The organism is Pseudomonas sp. efr-133-TYG-23 (assembly GCF_030209215.1).
GTDB classification, from domain to species: Bacteria; Pseudomonadota; Gammaproteobacteria; order Pseudomonadales; family Pseudomonadaceae; genus Aquipseudomonas; species Aquipseudomonas rhodesiae.
The window spans coordinates 86070-103040 of record NZ_JARVSL010000007.1; the positions used below are offsets into that span (position 1 = coordinate 86070).

The window sequence follows — 16971 nt, forward strand, 5'->3', positions numbered from 1 at the left end:
TCAACAACATGCGGTATTGCCTGTCGATCCAATGATTTTTTCTCCAGAATCGCTTATTGGCGCGGACCCTTTCGTTATGAGTGAACCCTCCTGCACTGCGCCTCTCGCCCCGTCACACACGCCTCCTTGATCTCCAACCCCGCCACGCCCACATCCAGCGCCACGCCGAGATAGGTCCCTTTGCCCAGCCACTTCGACATTTGCGCGGTCTCCCGAATCCGCTGTGCATACCCGGCGATCTCACCTTTATGCAGATAGCTTTTGGTCGATATTCCCAGCACCTTTTTCAACGATTCATGCCCCTGCAACCCTGTGCCAAAACGTGCCGCGCCTTGCAGTTGCAGGTCCAGGCGGCGGAACAGGGTCTGGCGCTGTTGGATAAAGGCCTCGCGGTCCAATGCGCCGTCTTTCAAGCGCTGATGCAACTGCTCGATTTCTTCCAAGGTCTGCGCCACGTCATTCAGATGCCGCGCCCAGGCCGCTGTGGCGCTGCCGATGCCTATGGAGCTGTACGCCATAAAGCTTTGTAACAAGTCATAGTTGCCGATCAAGGCCTTGCCGGTGGATGAGTTCATGTCCAGGTTGCGTCGCACTGCTTCGGCATGGCGCATCAACCAGGCTTCCTCGCCGGAGCAACTTACGCTGTGGGGATCGGGAATAATCACCAACTGCCCCGGCGTGACCAGGCCGGGGCGCAGGTGTCGGTTCAACACATCAAAATGTTCGGAACGTTGTCGGGTCGGGGCGCTGCCCATTAGGCGGGATTTCAAGCTGTGGTAGTCCGTGGTGCGGTCGTTGATATAGCTCTGCGCCATGCCCTACATCCAGGATGCAAAGAAGATGGCGTGGAAATATAAGCAAGCGCCTACGCCCCGGACACAAGCGCAGGTGGGGTGAAGCGCATTTGGGAAGTTGCCTACTGGGTGAGGAAATAGCGCCTACGGAAACACCCCTAATAGCCGGTCATCTCCAAGTAACCCACCCCACCGTCAAAGCGCACCGGGCCTTCCCAGTACGGAATACTCAGGTTCATCCAGGCGTTGGGGTTAAGCGCCTCGGTGGTGATGTCCAGCTGTTTGCTGGGGATCTTCAGCGACCAGCGCGTCGGTATCTGGCGCCCATCGATGGCGGTAGTGTGCAACGGCGTCAGTTGGATATCGCCATTGTGCAGGGTCTGGGTACGGCCTTCGCGGTCGATCCAGGTGCCGGTCAGGTAGGGCGCACCGTCGGTTTGCCGCACCCGGAACAGCATCAATTGTGCGCCGCGATCCAGGTGCAGGGAGAACCAGTCCCAGCCGCTCTGGCTGGCGCTCAGCGGTTGGCTGCTCCATTCGCGGTCGAGCCAGGCGGGGCCGCTGACCTGATAGGTCTTGCCATCAATGCTTACGCTGCCCTCGGCGCTGAAGAATGGCTGGCTGTAGTAATACGACGCCTGGCCCTGATCGGATTTGCGGCTGTAGCCGTTGTCGCCCTGTAACACCAGCGGGCGCTGGGAGGTCAGGCGCAGGTCGTAGGCAAATTGCGCACCGTGGGCCTTGAGTTGCATGTCGGTCAATGCGCGGGTGGCACCGGGGCGGCTGGCGAAATTCCAGTCATCGATCCAGGCATTGAACGGCGCCGCTTGCGCCCCGGCCTGGCCCACGCCGCCACGGGCAAAGCGTTCGGCGGCGTAGTGGCGGGTGGCGGATGTGACGGCCGCATGTCCGAGCCACAGGGTGGAGTCGTGCCAGCCCGGTTGGGTGGGCCCGGCCTTCAGGGCGTTGCGAAACAATGTCCACTGCACACCGAACTGATTGCCCTGGGCATCCTTGAGATTGGCGGTGACGTACCACCATTCGATGCGATACCCCGCGTGGGGGCCATGGTCTTCGGGAAAGCTGAAGACTTTGCCGGGCACCACTTGGGCAAAGTCCGCCGCATCGCTGCCAAGGCCGGCGAAGCTTTCCGCGGGCGCTGGGGCTTTATCGCAGGCCGCCAGCAGCCACAGCACAGCCCAACACAACGACTTAACCTTCATGGGCAAATGTCCTCAACAAGTCCGCCGGACGGCTGCGATACAACTGCCACAGCGGCCAGGCCGAAGCCAGCAACGTGGCCAGCAGTGCCAGGCCCAGCAATTGCGCCAATTGCCACGGGAACACCTGCAACGGCAGGCGCCAGCCGAACGCCTGCACATTGATCACCGCGTCCAGGCACCACGCCAGCAGCAGCCCGAGCGGCAGCGCCAGGCACAAGGTGAGCACCGCCAGCAGCCAGGTCTGGCCCAGGTTGAGCAGCATCAATTGTCGCCGCGTCACGCCCAGCGCCCACAGCGGTGCGAGTTGACCGAGGCGGCTCTGGCTCTGGGTCAGCAAGCTGATGAACAACGCCACGCCCGCCACGCCAAGGGTCAGGCTATTGAGCGCGGCGGTGGCGGCGAAGGTGCGCTCGAACACCTGGCTCGACCAGCCCTTGAGTTGCTGCTGATCGATGATGCGGCTGTCCTCCAGGGCAAACACCCGTTGCAGGTCACGGATCAGCGCCGGCACATCGGACGGCGCGACCCGCAGGTTGAAACGCGACGGCGACAGGCCCGGCCAGTGGCTGAGCAAGTGGGTGGCATTGATCAGCAGATGCCCCTTGGGGTTGCCGTAGTCGGCGTAGATGCCCACCACCTTCGGCGTCCACAGCCCCTGCGGCGTTGACAGGTTCAGCGTGTCGCCCACGCTGACTGCCAGGCGGCGCGCCAGTTGCTCGCTGAGCATCACGCTGTCGCCGTCACGTAATTGATCCCAAGGCGCGCGCGCCGCTTCCAGCAACGGCCAGTGCTGCCGATAAGTGGGATCGTCAACCACCCCTGACAGGTCCGCCGGCCAGCCTTGCACCTGCACCACCACCTGCCAGTTAGGCAGTACCGCACGCACCCGTGGTTGCTGCGCCAGCCAGGTGCCCAGTTGCTCGGCCTGGGCCGGGCTTTGGGGGTTGAGGTACAGCTCGGCGGTCAGGCGTTGTTCCAGCCAATGATTGAATGTATGGCGAAAGCCCGAGGTCATGGAACCGGCACCGATATTGGCGGCCAGCGCCAACAGCAACGCCATCAGCGCCAAGCTCAGGGCCGGCAGTTGCTGACGGCAATCGGCGAGAAACCATTGGCCGAGCACCGAGCGACTGCGGCCCAGCACTGCTTTGAGCAAGCCGTTAAGCAACACCGGCAACCCCAGGGCGGCGCCCAGCAGCAACGCGGCCATCAACACAAAGCCGGCGGCCAGGCTATCGCCGCGCCACAGCGCCAACAGGGCCACCAGCAGCGCGGCGGCGGCCACGTAGCCTTGACGCCGCAACCAGCGCCCGTGGGCCTCGTGCCAGGCTTGGGCATTGGCCAACGCCAGCAACGGCAGGCGCGCCGCACGCCATAGGCTACTGGCGCCGGCGAGCAAGGCGCCGAGCAGGCTAACGCCCAAACCGGCCAGCCACCAGCCTGGGTTCAGGCTCAATTGCCCCGGCACTTCTGCGCCATACAGACCGCGCAGGCTGGCGGCCACATCCGGCAGCAACAGGCTGGCCAGCAGGTAACCGCTGGCCACGCCGAGCACGCCGCCGAGCAACGCCAATGCACCCAACTCCACCCCTAAGCCGACGATCAGGCAACGCGCGCTGACGCCGCAGGCACGCAAGGTGCGCAGTAACCCACGCCGCTGCTCCAGGGCCAGGCCGATGGCGGCATGCACGATAAACAGCCCGACTACGAAGGACAAAAAGCCCAGTGCGTCGAGGTTCAGGTGAAAGCTCTCGGTCAGCCGCGCGAGGTTGTTGTCCTCGCCCTGCTTGAGTTGTAGCCCGGCGGGCGGCGTGGGGTGGTCGGCGGCGAAGGCGTTGTCCAGCAACAGGCGTGACAAACCCTCGGGCATCCCCAGCAACGGCTGGGCGAAAGCGATATCCGTGAGCAACAGCCCAGGCGCCATATCCGCTTGGGCCTGCAACGGCGGCAGGCGCTGCCCGTTCAGCGTCAAGGGTTGCTCGCCCGCTTGCAGCCCGAGGACTTGCAAGGTTTGCGGGGCGACCCAGGTGCGGCCCGGCGGCGCGAAGAACGCCAGCATCTGCGCCTGGCTCAAGCGCTGCCCCGCCACCGCGCCACTGCCCGGCAGCGACAGCGGATCGATGCCCATCAATTGCAGGCGCAGGTCTGCATGCCCTTGAAGTTGCACCCTGCCCTGCACCACCGGCGACACCGGCCACCCGGCACGGCGCAACTGGGCAAACAGTGCCTGGGGAAAACTGGCGCCGTCCGGCATCGCGAGGCTGGCCTGGGGTTCGCCGCCGATCAATTGGCTGGCGCGGGCGTAGCTGTCGCGCGCCTGGCTGTTGAGGGCTTGCACCCCGGTCAATAACGCGGTGGCCAGCCACAGGCCGGTGAGCACGCTGAAAAACTGCACGGGATGGCGTCGCCAATGGCTGAGCAAGGCGCGCAACGTCCAATAGAACACCGCCACCTCAGACCGCTCCCGCCGCTACGACCTGGCCGCGATGCAGCACTACCTGGCGATCCAGTCGTGCAGCGAGGCGTGGGCTGTGGGTGACCATCAACAGGCTGGTGGGGCTGTCGCGCAACAGGTCGAGCATCAGTTGCAGCACCTCGTCGCTGGTGGCTTCGTCGAGGTTGCCGGTGGGCTCGTCGGCCAACAACAGCCGCGGACGCGAAGCCAGCGCACGCCCCACCGCGACCCGCTGCTGCTGGCCGCCCGAGAGTTGCTCCGGGTAACGCCTCAGCAAATCCCCCAGGCCCAGGCGCTCGATCAATTGGGCCTGCCAATGGGCATCGAAACGCCCCGCCAGCCGCGCCTGGAATGCCAGGTTGTCGGCCACGCGCAAACTGCCGATCAGGTTGAATTGCTGAAACACCAGGCCGATGTCCGTGCGCCGCCAGTGCGCCAGTTGCGCCTCGCTCATCCGGTCCAGGCGCTGTTCGCCGATCTGGATACGGCCGCTATCGACTCGATCCAACCCGGCCACCAAATGCAACAGCGTGCTCTTGCCGCTGCCCGACTCCCCCATCAACGCCAAGCTGCTGCGTGCGGCCAGGTGCAGATCGACACCGGCCAGCACCGTCAACGGGCCCTGAGGAGTGACATAGCTTTTAAACACGCCTTGCACCTGCAACATGGGAGCACTCGTTTGATGGGTGGCCATCGAGGATAACGGCTGCGGTCCGAGCCCACGCAAATTTTTCACATGGATTTCACCGGACGGCCACCCGTCACTCTTTAAATTGCCGGCCAAGCGTCATCCGTCGGCAACTTGTTAGTTGTTACGCCTGGCAACTTTTAAACGCTCCATGTTCAGCGAAAAGACAGCCGCTCTGTGACAGCTTCTGGCTCCACTCAAGGCACTCGCCAACATGTCGCGCCCAATAAATAAAACGCTGGCGACAGCGCCCAAGGTGAATGAAGTGGTTGACCTGACCCTGACCAAGCCACGCGCACACCGACACTTTCTCAAGCGCTTGTCAGCGCTCTGGCTGGGCATTGCGGTAGTTGCCTTGCTCGTGACTGCTTTCATGAACTGGCCCTTATCGCCACGGGACTTGGGTGTCGGCAATCGCCTGCTGAGTTCATCGGTGTTGCCGCTCTGGCGCGATGGCGACTTGATCGTACTGGTGCGCCATGAAGAGCGCTGCGACCGTTCGAGCAACCCGTGCCTGGGCCCCGTCGAAGGCCTGACGATCAAAGGCAGCCAACGCGCCGAACAACTCGGCAAAGCCTTTAAATCCTTGGGCATGGAAGGCAGCGACGTGCTCGCCAGCCCGGCTATTCGCACCGCCCAGACGTCCCGCTTCATGTTCGGCAAGACCGATGTCACCGCCAGCCAGCAAGCCGTCTGCGGCGCGGCCATGGGCGAGGAATTGCTCAGCCATAAACAGCCCGGGCGCAACCTGGTGTTCGTCACGCACAGCGGCTGCATCGCCGACTTTGAAAGCCATCTGGGCTACCCCCGTGCGCGGTTTCCCGAGTACGGCAGTGCACTGTTCGTGCAAGTTCTGCCCAACGGTAAGTTCAAAACCCTGGGCATTGTTAATAACCCCGATTGGCCCGCTGCCCTCAAGCAACTTTAAGCACAGTTACAACGACCGCCACAGCGTGTTCAGCAAAAAGACAGCCCTTTTCTGGCATGTTGAATTGCGTCTTTAAATCACGACGCCATGACTCTTTCTCGCCACTTAGTGAACGCTTTGGTTCTTCCGCTATGACTTTATTAGTTCAAACAGCCTCCATAAAACGTCAAGGAGCGACGTTGCCATGCCCCGCATAAAACCGTTGCACCTGCTGTTATTGGCCTTCGCAGGGTTTTATCTGCTGCCCTTGGGCCTGCACGGTTTGTGGACGCCGGATGAAACCCGCTACGCCCAGGTCAGCCAGCAAATGCTGCTCAGCGGCAACTGGGTGGCACCGCACTTTATGGGCATGCGCTATTTCGAAAAACCCGCCGGAGGCTATTGGCTGATCGCCCTGGGCCAAGCCGTGTTCGGCCAGAACCTGTTCGGCGTGCGCATCGCCTCGGCCCTGACCAGCGGCCTGAGTGTGTTGCTGGCCTATCTGCTCGCCCGTCGCCTGTGGAATGATCCGCGCAAAACCTTCGCCTGCGCCCTGCTCTACCTGAGCTTCGGCTTGATCGCCGGCCAAGCCGGGTATTCCAACCTCGATCCGCTTTTCACGCTGTGGGTCAACCTGAGTCTGGTCGCGTTGTGGTTTGCCCTCGACAGTCAAACACTGCCTGGCCGACTGAGCGCCTGGGCCATCGTGGGGCTTGCCTGCGCCATGGGCTTTATGACCAAAGGCTTTCTGGCCTGGGCGCTACCTGTATTGATCGCGGTGCCCTATATGCTCTGGCAACGGCGCCTGGGGGAATTGCTGCGCTACGGCCCACTGGCGGTACTAGTGGCGGCGCTGGTGTGCTTGCCCTGGGTGTGGGCGATTCATGTGCAGGAACCGGATTTCTGGCGCTTCTTTTTCTGGAACGAACATATTCGCCGCTTCAGTGCCGAGGATGCGCAGCATGTGCGGCCGTGGTGGTTTTTCCTGCCAATCATGGCTGTGGCGTGCCTGCCCTGGGCGGGGCTGCTACCCAACACCCTGCGCAAGACCTGGCAGGAAAAAACCCAGGCCCCCATTCGCTTCCTGGCCCTGTGGCTACTGCTGCCGCTGGGATTCTTCAGCCTCAGCAACGGTAAGCTGCCGACCTATATCATGCCGTGCCTGCTGCCGCTCGCCCTGCTCATGGGGCACACCTTGATCGACCTGATCAGCCAAGGCAAAGCCCGGTCGATCTGCCTTAACGGCCTGCTTAATTTCGCCATTGGCATGGCGGCGATGATCGGCCTGATTTACCTGCAAATCGCCCGACCGCTATACGGCAATAGCCATGCCGAGATGTTCAGCCTGTCCCTGACCTTTATCGTGCTGTTGGTGTGGATTCTGACCAACCTGCTGCAAGCCTTCCGCCCGTTGACGCTGTGGGCCATGCCGACCCTGGGCATCGGCCTGCTGGTGGTACTGCTGCCGGCCGGCATGCCGGCGCTGATCACCGACAACGAAATGCCCGACCAATTCGTGCAAGAACACCTGGGCGAACTGCAGCAAACCAGCGCCTTGCTGAGCAACCAACTGGAAAGCGCCAGCGCCCTCGCCTGGCGCCTGCAACGCCCTGACGTGACGCTGTACAACACCGAGGGCGAATTGCGTTACGGCCTGCAATACCCCGATGCCGCGCAGCGTAAGGTGGACGTGACGCAGGTTCAGGACTGGCTCAAAGAGGCCCGCCGTCACGGCCCGGTCGGCGTGCTGCTGCGGGTCGGCAGCACCAGCGAAATGGCCGAGGCTGGGCAACTGCCGCTGGGTGGTAAACGCTATAACAAAGGCTATCTGGAACTGACCCTGTACCCGCAGGTGCCCTGATGCCGGTCTATCCTCGCAGCGAACGTGGCGCCTTGCTGTTACTGCTCGGCGTCTGTGCCCTGTTGCTGTTGTGCGGGCTCGGCGCGCGTGACCTATGGGGGCCGGAAACCCGTTGGGCGAACATTGCCTTGCAGATGTTGCAGAGCGGCGATTACTTCGACCCCTACCTCAAAGGCGCGCCGTATTACGACAAACCCCTGCCCTCCTACTGGATGATCACCGGCATGGCGCACCTGATGGGCGGCCTGGACCCGTGGTCGCTGCGCTTACCCTCGGTCATCGCCGCGTGGTTGAGCGTGTGGCTGATCTACCTGCTCGGCGAGCGCCTGTTTCGCAGAGGCACCGGTCTGATCGCGGGCTGGATGCTCGCCACCACGTTCTACTTCCTCTTCTGGGCGCGGGTGGCCACGGCGGATGTGCTGACTCTGTGCGGCGTCCTCGCCGCCGTATGGTGGTACTGGCGTGGGCCGGACGACACACGGCTGGGACGTTACACCGTGTTCTGCCTGTTACTGGCAGCGACGTCGCTGTTCAAAGGCTTGATCGGCGTGGTGCTGCCAGGCCTGGTGTTGCTGCCGCACCTGCTCAGCAAGCAGCGCTACAGGCAGCACCTCAACCTGCGCTTGTTACTGGCCGCACTGATTGGTGGCGCGGCATATGCGGTACCGTTCGTGTTATCTCACCTCTACGGCGCAGCGACTTACGGCGAGAGCGGCCTGGCGTTGGTGTTCCGGGAAAACGTGGTGCGCTTCTTCGATCCCTTCGACCACATGGGGCCGATCTACACCTACCTGATCTACCTGCCCGCCTACACCCTGCCCTGGACGCCGTGCTGGCTGCTGGGTCTGTGGCTGGCCGTGCGGCACTGGCGCCATACGCCTGCCAATGTGCGCTGGCTGGTTTGGGGCTTGGGTCTGTTGTTTGTGTTTTTTACCGCCAGCGGCAGCCGACGCAGTTACTACGTGCTGCCGCTGGTGCCATTCGCCCAGCTGTTGGCCGCTTGGTGGTTGAGCGAACGCCTGGCGAAAAAGCCGGCCAGTGGGACGCGCTGGCACAAGGGTTTCGCCATCGCCGCCGTGGTGATGCTCGGTGTGCTCGGCGTGGCCTACCCCTGGAGCAACGGCAATGGCGGCGTCACCCGCTTTGCCAAGGATGTACGCACCGAGGCGGTCAAAACCGCGCCGTGGGATCAATGGCAGATGGTCATGTTGGAAGTCGACAACAAGGTGCCCCTGTACCTGCAAAACCAAGGCAACGCGTTCTACTACGTCAGCCAGGCCCAAAACTTCCCGCGCCAAGGCGACAGCGCCGCGTTCATGGCTTGGCTGGACACCACCAGCGGCCGTCACTTCGACCCAGAGCGCACGATTATCGTCACAGCGTTCTCCAAGGACGACCCGACGCCACTGGCTTACCTCGCTGCAGACCATCAGGTCATCACGACACAACCGGATAACGGCGAACGGCTGTTCCGGGCGAGGCAGGACGGCAGCAAAGCATTCATTCCGCGCCAGCCCTGAAAGGGGCGATTGACTTCACTGCCGCCCTCTTGCCCCGATATCCAAACGAATAGGTCCCCACCCCTGAAGCCCGACGGCTGAAACGATTAAAGCGCTGTAAGACATTGGCTACTGATTGGCGAGGTCAACCCGAGTGCCTGCCTGTCTCTCGCTAAATATTATCCTTACATTTCATATAGTTAGGATAAATCAAAAATTTGCCCCCCAGATCCATATCCGGAAACGCCCTTCAGAAACGTCGAATTAATGACGCGATTTTTATGGCACGTTGTCTACCTCGTTTCAGCTGGATAAGTAGGATCAGGCGCTTATGCTTCAAGCAAACTCCCAGGGCGGCCATTAACAGTGCTGAACCTTGACGCTCGGCGGGCCATGGATGCCCAGCCACACGAACCCGAGAGCCCACATTTCTACGCGCAACTGGGCGAGGTGATTGCCCATAGCGGCCACGCCCATTTCGCCGACCATCTGCTGCAGTTGGTCAACCGATCGGTGCCTGCCCAATGGGTCGACCTCAGTGAGTGGACCCTGGATGAATTGCCCGGACACGTCCTCGACATCAAGCGGCTGGGCAGCGCCGGCCACCCGCACGCACGGCCGCCATGCCTGACGTCGGGGCAGGACCAGCCGTTGCTGCGGGACATGCTCGACATGCAGGACCCGTTGCTGATCCAGATAAACCCAAGGATCAACAACCTACACCAGTGCCACCTGGTGTCACGCCAAGGCAACCGACGCTGGGTGATCTCGCTGTACCGATCCGACACCGAACGCGGCTTTGCCTTGGCACAGCTGTCATTCCTCAAGCGACTGTCGGATACCCTGCTGCCGCTGCTCGAACACCACGTACAACTGCTGCATCAGGTACCGCGTAATCCGGATCACGCGCTGCCCGAACAATCGCAGTTGCACCGTGCGTTCTACCAACGCCTGTCCCTGGACGCCGTCAGCCTGTCCGCGCGCGAGCAACAGGTGTGCCTGGGCCTGTTGACCGGCGGTACCGTGCCGCAGTTGGCGCAAAAGCTCAGTGTGAAAAACAGCTCGATCGAAACCTACTTCAAACGCGCCGCCACCAAGCTGGGCGTCAGCGGCCGGCACGGGTTAGCCAAGTGGATGATCGGCGCGGCAGCGTCTGGATACGAAGCAGGATGAAGCCAGGTCCGCCCACCACAGAAGTCTCACCCTTCACACCTGGCCCGCTGCTCATCCTATTTGCAGTTGCCACAGAAACGATCACCCCATCGCCAGACTGAACGGCGAGAACTCCGCAAACCGCCAGCGCAAGGCCAATGCCGCCGGGCGCCGAACCCTGTGCTCCACGGTCACTGTCCACACGCGCTGGGCGCCTTCGAACAGCGCCACTTGCGGCCCGTCCAGGATCAGCGTGGTGCGCCCGACAAGCTGCAACACATCCCCCGTGTCGAAATCGATAAACAACAGCCCTGCCACCGGGTTGGCCGCCAGGTTGCCCAGGGTGTTGAAAAACAGGTTGCCGGCGTAGTCGGGAATGGTCAGCACGTTGCCGTCGACGCGCACGAAACCGGTATTGCCGCCCCGGTGGGAAACGTCCACCGCGCGCTCGCTGCCGGTGTCGACGTAACTGGCGACGAAGAAGGTGTCGGCGTTGCGAATCAGGTGCTGCGCGGCGGCATCCAAGTGATCGTAGCGCTCAACCGCACTGCCCGGTTTGCGGGCGACGCCTTCGACCGGGCGCAATTGGATGTACTTGGGGCAATTACCGAAGGTGTGCACCACGTCCACCGACAATCCTTCGTGGTCAAGGGCGCCGATGCGGCCATTCATACGATTGCGACGACGGGTATTGAGGTCGATGCCGAGTACGCCCACCGACGCGCCCTGATGCAGCCCCGCACGGGCCGGATCGCCCGCCGAGGGCAGGCTGTCGATCTGCAAGCGCTGCGGGTCGGGCGAATGCACAAAGCCCGGCGCACCTTCCACCAGGGTCGCCCAGGGAAGGCCTTGCGCATCCACCGCGCCCAGCACCAGGTACGGCAGCAAGGGGTAGAAATCCCGGTGCTGTTCGGGCAAGTGGTCGCGAATCACCTTGGGCCCGACCATCGCCATGCGCTCGGCAACGCCGGCGCTGTGCTGCATCTGCCGCTCGCCGGCATGCCAAGGGGACTGTTCGATCGGGTTCATAGGGCCACCTCCAATTAGGGATAGGCGAATGCTGCGCCCCAATACGCGACGAGGGAATCACCACCTCCAGCAATCCACTGTTACGCCAACTGAAATGCCGGATGCCCGCGCAGCGCGCTCACACAGTGTTCGACAAAACTGCGCACGCGCATCGGCGCCTGCCTGCCCTCGCGGTACACCACCTGCACCGGCAGCGGTGGTCCGTCGAAGTCCGGCAGCACGCGGCGTAGTGCGCCGCTGAGCAAATGCTCATGCACCGGATAACTGAGGCACTGCAACAATCCAGCGCCCTGTACGGCGGCATTGATCGCGCCTTGCACCGTGGAACAGGCCAGACGTGCGCGGGTGCGGAACGGGTCGTGGGGGGCGGGGCTGGCGATCAAGCGATGCTGCTTGAGTTCATCGGGGTGGTTGGGGTCACCGTGGGCAGCCAGGTAATCGGGGCTTGCGCACAGAATGGGTCGCACCTGCCCCAAAGGTCGCGCGATCAGCGCTGAGTTGGGCAATTCGCCCACCAGGATCGCCACATCCAGCCCCTCCTCGTGCAGGTTAGGGTGAGGGTCCTGATAGCGCACCCGCAAGCGCATGTCGGGGTAGTTCGCCAGATAGTCGGCCAATACCGGCGCCATCACGTAGCGGCTGAACAGTAACGGCAAGCACACCCGCAGGCTGCCCTGAACCTGCATCTGCAAGCCCTTGGCCGAGGCTTCGGCGGCGTCGACGGCGGCCAGCAACCGCACGCAATCGGCCAGGTAGGCGGCGCCGGCAGTGGTGAGGCTGACGCCGCGGGTGCTGCGCCGCAACAACGCTACCCCCAGACGCGCCTCCAAACGGGCAATGGCGCGCACCAAGGTCGGGCCGGACACCCGTGCAGCGCGCGCCGCCGACGCCAGGCTAGGTTGCCCGGCCAGCGCGGCGAACAGCTGCATGTCGCGATAACGCTCCATCAAGGCGAGTGCCGGTGGGACGGGTTCAGCGCAGCATCCTGGCTCAGGCGCTGGCTGAGAAAGTCGACAAAGGTGTTGACCCTGGCCGGCACGCGCCCACGGTTGTGGAACACCACCTGGATCGGCAGCGGCGGCGGCTCGAAGGCGTCCAGCACAATCTCCAGCTCACCGGCCGCGACCGCCGCCGCGACCTGATACGACAGCACACGCGTCATCCCCCAGCCTAGGCGCGCCAGGTGGATCGCCGCGTTATTCGCCGAGACCACCAGGCGTGGGGTAATCGGCACCGTCAGCGAGCGACCGTCGTCGACGAATTGCCATTCGCTGACCACTTGGCTGGCGGACGAGGTGGCAATCGTAGCCTCGCGCAACTGCCCGGGATGTTCGGGCCGGCCATGCCGCTCCAGATAGCCTGGCGCAGCACATACCACGCGGCGCACTTCGCCGACCTTGAGCGCCTGCTGCCCCGGCTCATGCAGATGGCCGATACGCACGGCCACGTCGACACCTTCATCGGCCATGTTCACCACACGATCGACCAGCAGCGCGTTGATCGTCACTTGGGGGAATCGGTCAAGGTATTCGCCCAACAGCGGCGCCACATACAGCTCGCCGAACAGCACCGGGGCGGTCACCGTCAGGTGGCCCCAGGGGCTGGCGTAACTGCCCGCCGCCGCCTCCTCGGCCTCGTCCAACTCGGCGAGGATGCGTCGGCAATCTTCCAAATAACGCTGGCCGGCTTCAGTCAGGTGCAGGCTGCGGGTGGTGCGCGCCAGCAGCTGTGTGCCGAGGCGTTGTTCCATCGCGGCGATGGCACGGGTCACGCTGGGGGGCGACGTATTTAACCGCCGTGCTGCCGCAGCGAAGCCCTGCTCCTCGGCCACCGCCAGAAACACCTGCATTTCATGAAATCGGTCCATTGACGCTCCCTAGCTCGATTGCAAACCGACGGCTGTGCGCGGCATACCGACAAAACCCGGCAGGGCTTCGATGCGCCCCAACCAGGCGCGTACCTGAGGGTAGTCGGCCAACGACACATTGCCTTCCGGCGCGTGAGCTACGTAACTGTAGAACGCCACATCGGCAATGCTCGGCTGCTCGCCCACCAAAAACGGTGTCTGACTCAGTTGCTGCTCCAACAGGCTCAACAACCCATGAGCCCGGCTGATGGCCAACGGCGCATCCACATCGGCGCCAAACACCACCGCCAGCCGCGCGGTGGCAGGCCCTGCGTGCAGCGGCCCGGCGGCGGCCGACAGCCAGCGCTGGACCCGCGCCTGCCCCACCGGGTCACTCGGCAGCCATTGGCCGTTACCGTACCGGCTCGCCAGGTACACCAGGATCGCATTGGAATCGGCCAGCACCACGCCGCCGTCATCGATGGCCGGCACCTGACCGAAACTGTTGATGTTGGCCAGAAACGCCGCGCTTTTATGCGCGCCCTGCTTGAGGTCGACCAGGATAAATTCACTGGGCAGCCCCAACAGCGACAACATCAGCTCGACTCGATGGGAGTGGCCGGACAACGGAAAACCGTAGAGTTTGATCGTAGGCTGAGACATGACAGGCTCCAAAAAAGTAGTGGGTAGGCAGCGCTGACCATCTTCCAGCGCTGCTGCCACCGATGGAATCACCACGCTTCACAATCGAGTATTTCATCTGGCGAAACAATGCCTATCCACATGTATCCAGCACAGCGATGCAGCAGGCGTATCGAGGTTTCATGGAAAAAATTCAAACTATCGCCAACTGCACGGCTCAGAACTTCACGTTCAACGTTTAGCAGGAGGCGACATGCAGTATCGACAACTGGGCCATTCGGGTCTGCTGGTATCCGAAATCATCCTGGGCACCGTACCGTTTGGCGGCCGCGCCGAGTTTGAGAAATGCGGCAGCGTCGACGTGCCCCAGGCCAGACGCATGTTCGACATCGCGTTCGACGCCGGGGTGAACATGGTCGACACCGCCGACCTCTATTCCCATGGCTTGGCCGAGGAAGTGGTCGGCAAGGCGCTGGGCGACAAGCGCAACGACATCCTGCTGGCCACCAAAGGGCGCAGCCCGGTGGACAACAACCCGAACAACTCCGGCTCGTCGCGCTATCACTTGATCCGAGCCTGCGAAGCCAGTTTGAAGCGCCTGGGCACCGACCATATCGACCTGTATCAGTTGCACAACTGGGACGGTATGACGCCCATCGAGGAAACCCTCGAAGCCCTGCGTTTGTTGGTGGGTTCGGGCAAGATCCGCTATTTCGGCACCAGCAATTTCACGGCCTGGCAAATGATGAAAACCCTGGGCAAAGCCGAGTTGCACGGCATGCTCAAACCCATCACGCAACAGATCTACTACACCCCGGAATCCCGCGAGGCCGAGTACGAGTTACTGCCGCTGGCCCTCGATCAGCACGTGGGCACCCTGGTGTGGGGACCGATGGGCGAAGGTCTGTTGACCGGCTCCACCCGCCGAGGGCAAAAGCCGCCGGCCAATACCCGCCAGGGCAGCGACTGGCCGGAACCTTACGTGCATGATCAGGAGCGCGCGCTGGACATCATCGAAACCCTCGCCTCGGTAGGCGACGAGCACGGCGTCTCGGTGGCGCGTACGTGCCTGGCGTGGCTCAAGGATCGTCCGGGCATCACCTCGTTGATCGTCGGCGCGCGCACCGAGGAACACCTGCGCGATAACCTGGCGGCCACCGAGTTGAAGCTCACCGAGGCGCAATCCTCCCGCATCGAAGCCGTGACACGGCGCCAGCCGTTGTACCCGTACTGGCACCGCTTCACTGCCGGGATCGATCGCTTTGATCCGGCCGAACAGCCGTTCCTGGCCGAACACCGCAAGACCCTGGACGCGCGCCAGGACAAGTGAGGCAAAGCGGCCCTCTGCGTGAGGGCCGCCTTGCAATCGCCTGCCATGCTGCCTATATTTGCGGCCTGGCGCGATCCACGCCACCTTCCGCGGAAAGGGCTGCGCCCAGGACACCGCAACACCCATCCGATTGCTACGACTCCCCACCTGACAGCGGAAAAAGGTAAGCCCAGGAGCTCGTATGTCGCCACTTCCTATCACCTCCACCACCGATGGTCGCCTCAACCTTGAGCAGCAGCGCAAGCGCGCCAAGGAATTGCTGCCGCAGCTCAAAGCCCAAGACCCCGGTGCGACCTTGTCCCAGGCCCAATGGCAGATCGCCAAGCAGTTGGGGTTCAGCAGTTGGCCCAAGCTCAAGGCCCATGTCGACGCCCTTGACTTTGCCGCGCGCCATCCCGATTTCCACGCCAGCGACGAAGCCCGCACCACCCATTGGCGCTGCGGCAGTGACATCGCCCACACCTTGCAACTGGCCGGGTTCCAGGGCCAGTTCCGCATGCTCACCGACCCGCTGTGCATGGGCCCGGTACGCGACCTTCCCGCCGAGGCGTTTCGCGCTCTACGCAGCGCCTTTATCAGCCAGGCCTTCGCCCTGGACTTGGCCACCGTGGCGCGCCGGGTCGACGATGAATATCAGCAATTGCAGACGCTGGCCGACGACACGCCCAGTGTGTTGTGGTGCGAAGCGGACGCGTATGACCAGCTGTTCCTGATCCGCGTCCTGGCCAGCCTGGACCGTGCTCCGCGCCAGTTGGAGTTGATTGAAGTGGCGCAGATTCCAGGCGTCGAACGCTTTATCGGCATCGGCCAACTGGCCCCGGACGTGCTCGCCTGGCTGTGGCCACAGCGGCGCTTGATCGGTGACGACGCGGTACAACTGGCCAAACAGGCCTGGTCGGCCTATTGCGATCCGTCACCGCTCAAACTGGCGCAACTGGCACACGCCCATCACCCCGCCCTGCCCTTGCTGGGCCCGGCCTTGTTGCGTCAGTTGCAAGAATTGCCTGGCGCCCAGGACGGCCTGTCGCTGACCGAACGCCTGGCCTTGACCAGCCTCGCCGACACCGGGCCCATGCCCTTCGGGCGTGTATTCGCCGACCTGATGGCCAAGCGCGAACCACTGCCGTTTCTGGGGGACATGATGTTCCATGCGCTGCTCCGCCCGCTCATCGATGGCGCGCAACCGTTACTTACCGAAAGCGCAACACAACTGGAATGGCCCCGTCGCATGTTGACGCTGACGCCCCTGGGCCATCAGGTGCTCAGCGGCCAAGCCTATTGGCCCGACCACGCCTCACACGAACGCTGGGTCGGCGGCACTTGCATCCGCCCCGGCGAGCCGCATTGGGTGATCGACCATGCGCTGCGGCCGCTCTGGAAGACCTGAGAAAATAGGTTTTTTTGTGGTGAGCGGGCTTGCCCCGCGCTGGGCTGCGAAGCGGCCCCCAAGCCAAGCCCCTCGGTGTGCCCGATAAAAACACAGTGTCTGGAGTGGGGCTGCTTCGCAGCCCAGCGCAGGGCAAGCCTGCTCACCACAACGTTATG

13 protein-coding genes and 1 pseudogene are annotated in these 16971 nt (G+C 63.1%); 6 read left to right on the top strand and 8 right to left on the bottom strand.

Annotated features, from left to right (window positions below):
- Positions 1-86: 86 nt before the first annotated feature.
- The 4 genes and pseudogenes from QRN41_RS04255 to QRN41_RS04270 form a co-directional block, all read right to left on the bottom strand.
- Positions 87-815 (bottom strand): annotated as a pseudogene (locus tag QRN41_RS04255) (hypothetical protein); the annotation flags it as partial.
- Positions 816-952: 137 nt separating this feature from the next.
- The gene (locus QRN41_RS04260) at positions 953-2017 is read right to left on the bottom strand and encodes a lipocalin-like domain-containing protein (RefSeq protein WP_285421198.1); all 1065 of its coding nucleotides are present in this window, start codon (positions 2015-2017) and stop codon (positions 953-955) included.
- Positions 2007-4469: an ABC transporter permease gene (locus QRN41_RS04265; RefSeq protein ID WP_285421199.1), complete on the bottom strand. Its 2463-nt coding sequence runs from the start codon at positions 4467-4469 to the stop codon at positions 2007-2009. The genes QRN41_RS04260 and QRN41_RS04265 overlap by 11 nt, the downstream gene beginning before the upstream one ends.
- 1 nt (position 4470) lies before the next feature.
- On the bottom strand, positions 4471-5139 hold the full coding sequence (locus QRN41_RS04270) for an ABC transporter ATP-binding protein (protein WP_034137831.1): 669 nt from the start codon (positions 5137-5139) through the stop codon (positions 4471-4473).
- A gap of 235 nt (positions 5140-5374) precedes the next feature.
- On the opposite strand from QRN41_RS04270, the gene pmrG reads away from it, so the two are divergent.
- The 4 genes from pmrG to QRN41_RS04290 all read left to right on the top strand — a co-directional run bounded on the left by pmrG (position 5375) and on the right by QRN41_RS04290 (position 10600).
- On the top strand, positions 5375-6088 hold the full coding sequence (pmrG, locus tag QRN41_RS04275; protein WP_285421200.1) for a lipopolysaccharide core heptose(II)-phosphate phosphatase PmrG: 714 nt from the start codon (positions 5375-5377) through the stop codon (positions 6086-6088).
- Positions 6089-6272: 184 nt separating this feature from the next.
- Complete coding sequence (arnT, locus tag QRN41_RS04280) at positions 6273-7928, top strand: lipid IV(A) 4-amino-4-deoxy-L-arabinosyltransferase (protein WP_167417940.1); 1656 nt, start codon at positions 6273-6275, stop codon at positions 7926-7928.
- Entirely contained in the window at positions 7928-9448 is a 1521-nt protein-coding gene (locus tag QRN41_RS04285) for an ArnT family glycosyltransferase (protein WP_285421201.1), read from the top strand. The genes arnT and QRN41_RS04285 overlap by 1 nt, the downstream gene beginning before the upstream one ends.
- A 372-nt stretch (positions 9449-9820) precedes the next feature.
- Positions 9821-10600: a helix-turn-helix transcriptional regulator gene (locus QRN41_RS04290; RefSeq protein ID WP_213632159.1), complete on the top strand. Its 780-nt coding sequence runs from the start codon at positions 9821-9823 to the stop codon at positions 10598-10600.
- A gap of 81 nt (positions 10601-10681) precedes the next feature.
- Here the strand turns inward: QRN41_RS04290 and QRN41_RS04295 are convergent, their stop codons facing one another.
- The 4 genes from QRN41_RS04295 to QRN41_RS04310 form a co-directional block, all read right to left on the bottom strand.
- Positions 10682-11608: a pyridoxamine 5'-phosphate oxidase family protein gene (locus QRN41_RS04295; protein WP_167417942.1), complete on the bottom strand. Its 927-nt coding sequence runs from the start codon at positions 11606-11608 to the stop codon at positions 10682-10684.
- 80 nt (positions 11609-11688) lie between these two features.
- Positions 11689-12555, bottom strand: a complete 867-nt coding sequence (locus tag QRN41_RS04300; protein ID WP_167417943.1) for a LysR substrate-binding domain-containing protein — start codon at positions 12553-12555, stop codon at positions 11689-11691.
- Positions 12555-13475: a LysR family transcriptional regulator gene (locus QRN41_RS04305; protein WP_167417944.1), complete on the bottom strand. Its 921-nt coding sequence runs from the start codon at positions 13473-13475 to the stop codon at positions 12555-12557. The genes QRN41_RS04300 and QRN41_RS04305 overlap by 1 nt, the downstream gene beginning before the upstream one ends.
- Positions 13476-13484: 9 nt before the next feature.
- Positions 13485-14117 carry a glutathione S-transferase family protein gene (locus tag QRN41_RS04310; protein ID WP_167417945.1) on the bottom strand — a complete coding sequence of 211 codons (633 nt, stop codon included), beginning with the start codon at positions 14115-14117 and terminating at the stop codon, positions 13485-13487.
- A gap of 232 nt (positions 14118-14349) precedes the next feature.
- On the opposite strand from QRN41_RS04310, the gene QRN41_RS04315 reads away from it, so the two are divergent.
- Positions 14350-15426 carry an aldo/keto reductase gene (locus QRN41_RS04315; protein WP_034137839.1) on the top strand — a complete coding sequence of 359 codons (1077 nt, stop codon included), beginning with the start codon at positions 14350-14352 and terminating at the stop codon, positions 15424-15426.
- A gap of 181 nt (positions 15427-15607) precedes the next feature.
- Entirely contained in the window at positions 15608-16813 is a 1206-nt protein-coding gene (locus QRN41_RS04320) for a DUF1835 domain-containing protein (protein ID WP_167417946.1), read from the top strand.
- Positions 16814-16971: the final 158 nt, after the last annotated feature.

What these genes read in the sequence shown, in the direction of transcription:
- QRN41_RS04320 (WP_167417946.1), top strand. Translation starts at nt 15,608, where the DNA reads ATGTCGCCACTTCCTATCACCTCCACCACCGATGGTCGCCTCAACCTT.
- QRN41_RS04290 (WP_213632159.1), top strand. Translation starts at nt 9,821, where the DNA reads ATGGATGCCCAGCCACACGAACCCGAGAGCCCACATTTCTACGCGCAA.
- pmrG (WP_285421200.1), top strand. Translation starts at nt 5,375, where the DNA reads ATGTCGCGCCCAATAAATAAAACGCTGGCGACAGCGCCCAAGGTGAAT.
- QRN41_RS04285 (WP_285421201.1), top strand. Translation starts at nt 7,928, where the DNA reads ATGCCGGTCTATCCTCGCAGCGAACGTGGCGCCTTGCTGTTACTGCTC.
- QRN41_RS04305 (WP_167417944.1), bottom strand. Translation starts at nt 13,475, where the DNA reads ATGGACCGATTTCATGAAATGCAGGTGTTTCTGGCGGTGGCCGAGGAG.
- QRN41_RS04270 (WP_034137831.1), bottom strand. Translation starts at nt 5,139, where the DNA reads ATGTTGCAGGTGCAAGGCGTGTTTAAAAGCTATGTCACTCCTCAGGGC.
- QRN41_RS04315 (WP_034137839.1), top strand. Translation starts at nt 14,350, where the DNA reads ATGCAGTATCGACAACTGGGCCATTCGGGTCTGCTGGTATCCGAAATC.
- arnT (WP_167417940.1), top strand. Translation starts at nt 6,273, where the DNA reads ATGCCCCGCATAAAACCGTTGCACCTGCTGTTATTGGCCTTCGCAGGG.
- QRN41_RS04260 (WP_285421198.1), bottom strand. Translation starts at nt 2,017, where the DNA reads ATGAAGGTTAAGTCGTTGTGTTGGGCTGTGCTGTGGCTGCTGGCGGCC.
- QRN41_RS04300 (WP_167417943.1), bottom strand. Translation starts at nt 12,555, where the DNA reads ATGGAGCGTTATCGCGACATGCAGCTGTTCGCCGCGCTGGCCGGGCAA.
- QRN41_RS04295 (WP_167417942.1), bottom strand. Translation starts at nt 11,608, where the DNA reads ATGAACCCGATCGAACAGTCCCCTTGGCATGCCGGCGAGCGGCAGATG.
- QRN41_RS04310 (WP_167417945.1), bottom strand. Translation starts at nt 14,117, where the DNA reads ATGTCTCAGCCTACGATCAAACTCTACGGTTTTCCGTTGTCCGGCCAC.